The following is a 7,045-nucleotide window of genomic DNA, read 5'->3' as shown; positions in this document are numbered from 1 at the left end:
GCCCCCGAGCCCGTCCGCGCTCCCGCCGCGCGCCCGAGCGCCGCGAGCCGCCCGCGCGCCCGGTGACCCGGACCACCCGCTCGGCCACCGCCGACGGCCGTCAGCGCTACGGCGAGGCCGTGGTGCGCGAGATCCTCGGCGCCCAGTTCATCGAGGAGCAGCCCCACGTGCCGCGCGGTCCCCGCGTGAGCGGCGCATGATCCTCGCGCCGTCCCGACCCGCCCGCTCCACCCGCCCCGACCGAGAGGAGGCGACCGCATGTACGAAGGCATCGTCCAGGAGCTGATCGACGAGCTCGGCCGACTCCCCGGCATCGGCCCGAAGTCCGCGCAGCGCATCGCGTTCCACATCCTGCAGACCGAGACGTTCGACGTGACCCGTCTCGCCGAGATCCTGCTCGAGCTGCGCGGCCGCGTGCACTTCTGCGACATCTGCGGCAACGTGGCCGAGGAGGCGACCTGCGGGATCTGCCGCGACCCGCGTCGCAGCCGCACCGTCATCTGCGTCGTCGAGGAGGCGAAGGACGTCCCCGCCATCGAGCGCACCCGCGAGTTCCGCGGCCTCTACCACGTGCTCGGCGGGGCGATCAGCCCGATCGACGGCATCGGGCCGGATCAGCTCCGCATCCGCCAGCTCCTGCAGCGTCTCGCCGACGGCGAGGTGCAGGAGGTGATCATCGCGACCGACCCCAACCTCGAGGGCGAGGCGACCGCGACCTACCTCTCGCGAATGCTCAGCACGCTCGGCATCCGGATCACCCGGCTCGCGTCCGGCCTGCCCGTGGGCGGCGACCTCGAGTACGCCGACGAGATCACCCTCGGCCGCGCCTTCGAGGGCCGCCGCCTCGTCGAGAACTGACGCAGGAGGGGACGACCGGCCGGGCCGAAACATGGCCCCTCGCGCATGCGCCCGCCGGTAGACTCCCTCGTCGGGTCGCGACGGCCCCCAGCCACCGACCCGGGAGCAGCACGTGAGCCTGATCGTCCAGAAGTTCGGCGGGTCCTCCGTCGCCGACGCGGAGAGCATCAAGCGCGTCGCGAAGCGGATCGTCGCCACGAAGCAGGCGGGCAACGACGTCGTCGTGGCGGTCTCGGCCATGGGCGACACCACCGACGACCTGCTCGAGCTCGCCCACCAGGTGACGCCGATCCCGGCTCCCCGCGAGCTCGACATGCTGCTCTCCTCCGGGGAGCGCATCTCGATGGCGCTGCTCGCCATGGCCATCAAGAGCATGGGCTACGAGGCCCGCTCCTTCACCGGCAGCCAGGCCGGCATGATCACCGACGCGCAGCACGGCGCCGCGCGCATCGTCGACATCACCCCGGTGCGCCTGCGCGAGGCCCTCGACGAGAACGCCGTCGTCATCGTCGCCGGTTTCCAGGGCTTCAACCGCGACACCAAGGACATCACCACCCTCGGCCGCGGCGGCTCCGACACCACCGCCGTCGCGCTCGCCGCGGGCCTCGGCGCCGACACCTGCGAGATCTACACCGACGTCGACGGCGTCTTCACCGCCGACCCCCGCGTCGTCAAGCGCGCCCGCAAGCTCGACCGCATCTCCAGCGAGGAGATGCTCGAGCTCGCCGCGGCCGGGGCCAAGGTCCTGCACATCCGCGCCGTCGAGTTCGCCCGCCGCCACGGAGTGACGCTGCACGTGCGCTCCTCCTTCAGCCCGAACGAGGGCACCATCGTCTACAACGCCGGAGCAGCCGGCACCGAGAAGGGACAGACCGTGGAAGAGCCCATCATCGCCGGCGTCGCCGCCGACCTGAACGAGGCCAAGATCACCGTGGTCGGCGTGCCCGACATCCCGGGGAAGGCCGCCCAGATCTTCACGATCGTCGCGAAGACCGGGTCGAACATCGACATGATCGTGCAGAACGTGTCCGCCGCGTCGACCGGTCTCACCGACATCTCGTTCACGCTGCCCAAGGCCGACGGCCAGACGGTCCTCATGGCGCTCAACGCCGAGAAGGAGGACGTCGGCTTCCAGGCGCTGCAGTACGACGACCAGATCGCCAAGCTGGCCCTCGTCGGCGCCGGCATGCGCACCAACGCGGGCGTCTCGGCGAAGCTGTTCCGCTCGCTGTTCGAGGCCGGCATCAACATCGAGATGATCTCCACCAGCGAGATCCGCATCTCGGTCGTCACGCGCGCCGACACCGTGAACGAGGCGCTGCGCGTCGTCCACACCGCCTTCGGCCTGGACGCCGAGGACGACGCGGTCGTCTACGCCGGCACCGGCCGCTGACGGTCATCGACCCCCGCCATCCCGCCGATCGCGCGGTGCCGGGCGCGGAGGCGACTCCCCGCCCGGTACCTTCTCACCGGTACCCGCTCCCGCGGGACCCCTCCTGATCCCCACGCGAGTGGGAGCGGCGGCCGCGCCGCACGGACGAAAGAGCAGAGCATGAGCAGCACCCCCCTCCACGTGGGCGTCGTCGGCGCGACCGGTCAGGTCGGGAAGGTGATGCGCCGCCTCCTCGAGGAGCGCGACTTCCCGATCGCCTCGATCCGCTTCTTCGCCACCTCCCGCTCGGCCGGCACGACGCTGCCGTTCCGCGGCGAGGACGTCGTGGTCGAGGACGTCGAGACCGCCGACCCGACGGGTCTGGACATCGCCCTCTTCTCGGCCGGAGCGACCGGCTCGCGCGCGCAGGCCCCGCGGTTCGCCGCCGCCGGTGCCCTCGTGATCGACAACTCCAGCGCCTGGCGCATGGACCCCGAGGTCCCGCTCGTCGTGAGCGAGGTCAATCCGCACGCGATCGACCAGGCCGTCAAGGGCATCATCGCGAACCCCAACTGCACCACGATGGCCGCGATGCCGATCCTGAAGGTGCTCGACGCCGAGGCCGGGCTCACCCGCCTCATCGTCAGCACCTACCAGGCCGTCTCGGGCAGCGGTCTGGCCGGGGCGAACGAGCTCGCCGGCCAGGCGAAGGCGGCCGTCGCCGACGAGCGCCTCCTCGACCTCGTCCACGACGGCTCGGCCGTCGCCTTCCCGGACCCCGCGGTCTACGTCGCTCCGATCGCCTTCGACGTCATCCCGTTCGCCGGGAACCTCGTCGAGGACGGCCTGAACGAGACCGACGAGGAGAAGAAGCTCCGCAACGAGAGCCGGAAGATCCTCGAGCTGCCCGGCCTGCTGGTCTCGGGCACCTGCGTCCGCGTCCCCGTCTTCACCGGGCACTCGCTCTCCGTCAACGCCGAGTTCTCGAGCGGGCTCACGCCGGAGCGCGCCCGCGAGCTGCTCGCCGATGCGCCCGGAGTCGTGCTCCGCGAGATCCCGACCCCCCTCGTGGCCGCGGGCACCGACCCGAGCTACGTCGGCCGGATCCGCGCCGACGAGGGCGCGCCCGAGGGCCGCGGCCTCGCGTTCTTCATCAGCAACGACAACCTGCGCAAGGGCGCCGCGCTCAACGCCGTGCAGATCGCGGAGCTGATCGCCGCGCGTCCCGCCGCCTCCTGAGGCACTGGCGGCGCCGCCCGGACTGAGCCGACCGCTCGACTCCGCGCGGCGCCGCAAGGTGATCGTCGTCGAAAAGCCGCGAATTTGATGACGGTGCGGCCCCCCGTCCGGGCTGCAGACCCTCCCGCGACGGTAAACTCTGTTCTCGTGAACTCCTCGGAACCGGTCGACGTCGCCCTCATCGGAGGGGGCATCATGAGCGCCACGCTCGGAGCCCTCCTGACCACGCTCCAGCCCGACTGGACGATCGCGGCCTACGAGCGGCTCGGCGACGTCGCGCAGGAGTCCTCGAACCCCTGGAACAACGCGGGCACGGGCCACGCCGCCCTCTGCGAGCTCAACTACATGCCCGAGGCGGCCGACGGCTCCGTCGACCCCGCCAAGGCGATCCAGATCAACGAGCAGTTCCAGATCTCGCGCCAGTTCTGGGCGAGCCTCGTCGAGGCCGGGGCGATCCGCGAGCCCTCGAGCTTCATCAACGCCGCTCCGCACATGACCTTCGTGCACGGCGAGGCGAACGTCGAGTACCTCCGCAAGCGCTACGAGGCCCTGAAGGACCAGCCGCTCTTCGCCGGCATGGAGTTCACCGAGAGCGTCAAGACGATCCACGAGTGGGCGCCCCTCCTGATGGAGCAGCGCCCCGCGGGCGGCGGCCCGTACGCGGCGACGCGCATCCCCGCCGGAACGGACGTCGACTTCGGCGCTCTGACCCACCAGCTCTTCGACCACGTCGTGGGCAACGGCGGGACCCTCGACACGGGCCACGAGGTCACGAACATCACCCGCCGCAAGGACGGACTCTGGCAGCTCGACCTCAAGCAGCTCGTCGGCAGCACGCCCAAGCGCGTGCTCGCCCGCTTCGTCTTCGTCGGCGCGGGAGGCGGCGCCCTGCACCTGCTGCAGAAGTCGGGCATCCCCGAGATCAAGGGCTTCGGCGGCTTCCCCATCTCGGGGCAGTTCCTCCGCACCGACAACCCCGAGATCGTCGCGCGGCACCAGGCGAAGGTCTACGGCAAGGCCGCGGTGGGCGCGCCGCCGATGTCGGTGCCGCACCTCGACACGCGCGTCGTCGACGGCGAGGCGTCGCTCCTCTTCGGCCCCTACGCCGGATTCACGCCCAAGTTCCTCAAGCAGGGGTCGTGGCTCGACCTGCCGCTCTCGATCCGCCCGCACAACCTCGGGCCGATGCTCGCGGTCGCCCGCGACAACTTCGATCTGATGAAGTACCTCCTCGGCGAGGTGGTCGCCGGGCGCGGCAAGAAGATGAAGGCGCTCCGCGAGTTCCTGCCCACCGCCCGCTCCGAGGACTGGTACCTGATCACCGCCGGTCAGCGCGTGCAGGTCATGAAGAAGGACGAGAAGAAGGGCGGAGTGCTGCAGTTCGGCACCGAGGTCATCACCGGTGCCGAGGGCACGATCGCCGGGCTCCTCGGCGCCTCGCCCGGCGCATCGACGGCCGTGCCGATCATGCTGGACGTCCTCAAGCGCTGCTTCCCCGACGAGCTGAAGGGCTGGGAGCCGCGCATCCGCTCGCTCATCCCGAGCTACGGCTCGACTCTGAACGACGCTCCGGAGGCCGCCGAGCGCACGGTCGCGGCGACGGCCGAGACCCTGGCGCTCTCCGCCTCGGTCTGACCCGATCGGGCGCCGCCCGGCGCGCGGAGTTCGAACATATGTTCTAATGGCTCCATGAGGTGGAGCGGGCAGTCGATCGGTGCAGCCGACGACCGCGCGCTCCCGGGCCTCGTGCGGCTGACCGATCTGGTGCGCACGACGCGCACGCCCGAGTTCGACGGCATCACCTTCTACGAGGTCCTCGCGAAGTCCGCGCTCAACCGCGTGCACACCTCGTCGAAGATGCCCTTCGGCTGGACCATCAATCCGATGCGCGGCTGCACCCACGCCTGCACCTACTGCTTCGCGCGTCCGACGCACGAGTACCTCGAGTTCGACGGCGGCCGCGACTTCGATTCGCAGATCGTGGTGAAGGTCAACGTCGCCGAGGTGCTCACGCGCGAGCTCGCCCGGCCGAGCTGGGAGCGGCACCCGGTGGCCCTCGGCACGAACACCGATCCCTACCAGCGGGCGGAGGGGCGCTACCGCCTGATGCCGGGCATCATCGCCGCCCTCGCCGCCTCGGGCACCCCGCTCTCGATCCTCACCAAGGGCACCCTCCTCCGCCGCGACCTTCCGCTGCTCAAGGAGGCGGCGGAGCACGTGCCGGTCGACCTGGGCGTCTCGATCGCCGTGTACGACGAGGAGCTGCAGCGCTCGGTCGAGCCCGGTGCGCCCACCGCCGCGGCGCGGCTGGCCACCGTCACCGCCGCCCGCGAGGCCGGGTTCGACTGCTCCGTCTTCCTCATGCCGATCCTGCCGTTCCTCACCGACACGAAGGCGCACCTCGACGCCTCGCTCCGCGCCTGCGCCGAGGCGGGCGCGACGTCGATCCTGTACTCGACGCTCTACCTCAAGCCCGGAGTGAAGGAGTGGTTCCTGCAGTGGCTCGCGCAGGAGCACCCGGAGCTGCTCGACCGCTACCGCTCGCTCTACCCGGGCCGCTCCGCGTACGCGCCGGCGGAGTACCGCCGCTGGCTGACGGAGCGGATCCGCCCGCTGATGCGCGCCCACCGCCTGGAGCAGGGGCGGGAGGATCCCGCCACCGGGTCGGTGCTCTCCTCCGGACTCGGCACGCTCCGGGTGCTCGGCGGGGATCGCCGGCCGCTGCAGCACGGCGGTCTCCTCGCCGAGGAGCTCGGTCCCGATCGCGCCGCGATGCTCCCGGGCGTCGGCCAGCCGACCCTCTTCTGAGGCGGAACCGGGGCAGGAGCGCGCGGCCGCCGCTCGGCTAGGATCGGCGCATGGTCAGCCGCTCCGGTGAGCCCTCGTCCGGCTCCTCCGCTCGCAGCGGCGACGACGAGTCGTCCCGCCCCGTGCGCCTGGGCATCCTCGATGATCACGAGCTCGTCCTCGACAGCATGAGCAGCTGGATCGCGGCCCACGCGCCGGACTTCGAGGTCGTCGTCGGCGCCGGGACCTGGATGGAGCTCGTGACGAGCACCGTGTTCCCCACGGAGGTCGTGATCATGGACTTCGAGCTGCGCGAGCCGATCTCGATCGAGGCGCGCATCCGGACCTGCCGCGCCGCGGGAGCGGTCGTCGTGGTCCTCTCCGAGCGGGAGGACGAGGAGATCCGCGAGCGCAGCCTCCGCGCCGGAGCCGCGCGCCACCTGACCAAGGCGCAGCCGATGCGCGAGGTGATGGAGAGCACCCGGTCGGCGATGGCCATGCGCTCCACCGCGGGATCCGCGGCGCAGTGGCGACCGCTGCCCATCGGAGTCGCCGCCCAGCAGCGTCCGCGGCTGAGCGCGGGCGAGCTGGAGGCCCTCCGGCTGTACGTCTCGGGATCGAGCACGCCCGAGGTCGCTGCCAAGATGAACGTGCAGTTCGAGACGGCGAAGACCTATCTGCGCCGGGTGCGCCAGAAGTACGCCAGGATCGGCCGTCCCGCGAGCCGCCGGGCGGAGCTCATCCGCCGCGCCGCCGAGGACGGCTTCCTGGAGTGAGCGCCCTCTCGAG

The 7,045-nt window shown here is 71.4% G+C and carries 7 protein-coding genes; all 7 read left to right on the top strand.

Features of this window, described 5'->3' with window-relative positions; translation table 11 throughout:
- Positions 1–200 (top strand): hypothetical protein (locus B0T42_RS20140; protein ID WP_236720292.1); only part of this gene is annotated, 200 nt, incomplete at its 5' end.
- 58 nt (positions 201–258) lie between these two features.
- Positions 259–858 (top strand): recombination mediator RecR, encoded by a 600-nt coding sequence (recR, locus tag B0T42_RS13845; protein WP_055791233.1) that lies wholly within the window; start codon positions 259–261, stop codon positions 856–858.
- Positions 859–970: 112 nt separating this feature from the next.
- On the top strand, positions 971–2,251 hold the full coding sequence (locus tag B0T42_RS13840) for an aspartate kinase (protein ID WP_077223640.1): 1,281 nt from the start codon (positions 971–973) through the stop codon (positions 2,249–2,251).
- A 159-nt stretch (positions 2,252–2,410) separates the two neighbouring features.
- Complete coding sequence (locus B0T42_RS13835) at positions 2,411–3,469, top strand: aspartate-semialdehyde dehydrogenase (protein ID WP_077223639.1); 1,059 nt, start codon at positions 2,411–2,413, stop codon at positions 3,467–3,469.
- Between the two features lie 87 nt (positions 3,470–3,556).
- On the top strand, positions 3,557–5,104 hold the full coding sequence (locus B0T42_RS13830; protein ID WP_077223638.1) for a malate:quinone oxidoreductase: 1,548 nt from the start codon (positions 3,557–3,559) through the stop codon (positions 5,102–5,104).
- A gap of 54 nt (positions 5,105–5,158) precedes the next feature.
- Positions 5,159–6,277, top strand: a complete 1,119-nt coding sequence (locus B0T42_RS13825) for an Rv2578c family radical SAM protein (RefSeq protein ID WP_077223637.1) — start codon at positions 5,159–5,161, stop codon at positions 6,275–6,277.
- A gap of 50 nt (positions 6,278–6,327) precedes the next feature.
- Complete coding sequence (locus B0T42_RS13820) at positions 6,328–7,032, top strand: response regulator transcription factor (RefSeq protein ID WP_077223636.1); 705 nt, start codon at positions 6,328–6,330, stop codon at positions 7,030–7,032.
- The last annotated feature ends 13 nt before the right edge of the window (positions 7,033–7,045 follow it).

The sequence above is a fragment of the Rathayibacter rhapontici genome (assembly GCF_001995175.1).
Taxonomy (GTDB): Bacteria; Actinomycetota; Actinomycetes; order Actinomycetales; family Microbacteriaceae; genus Rathayibacter.
The sequence above is the reverse complement of the archived record's forward strand: the minus strand, read 5'-3'. Positions and strand labels throughout refer to the sequence as shown.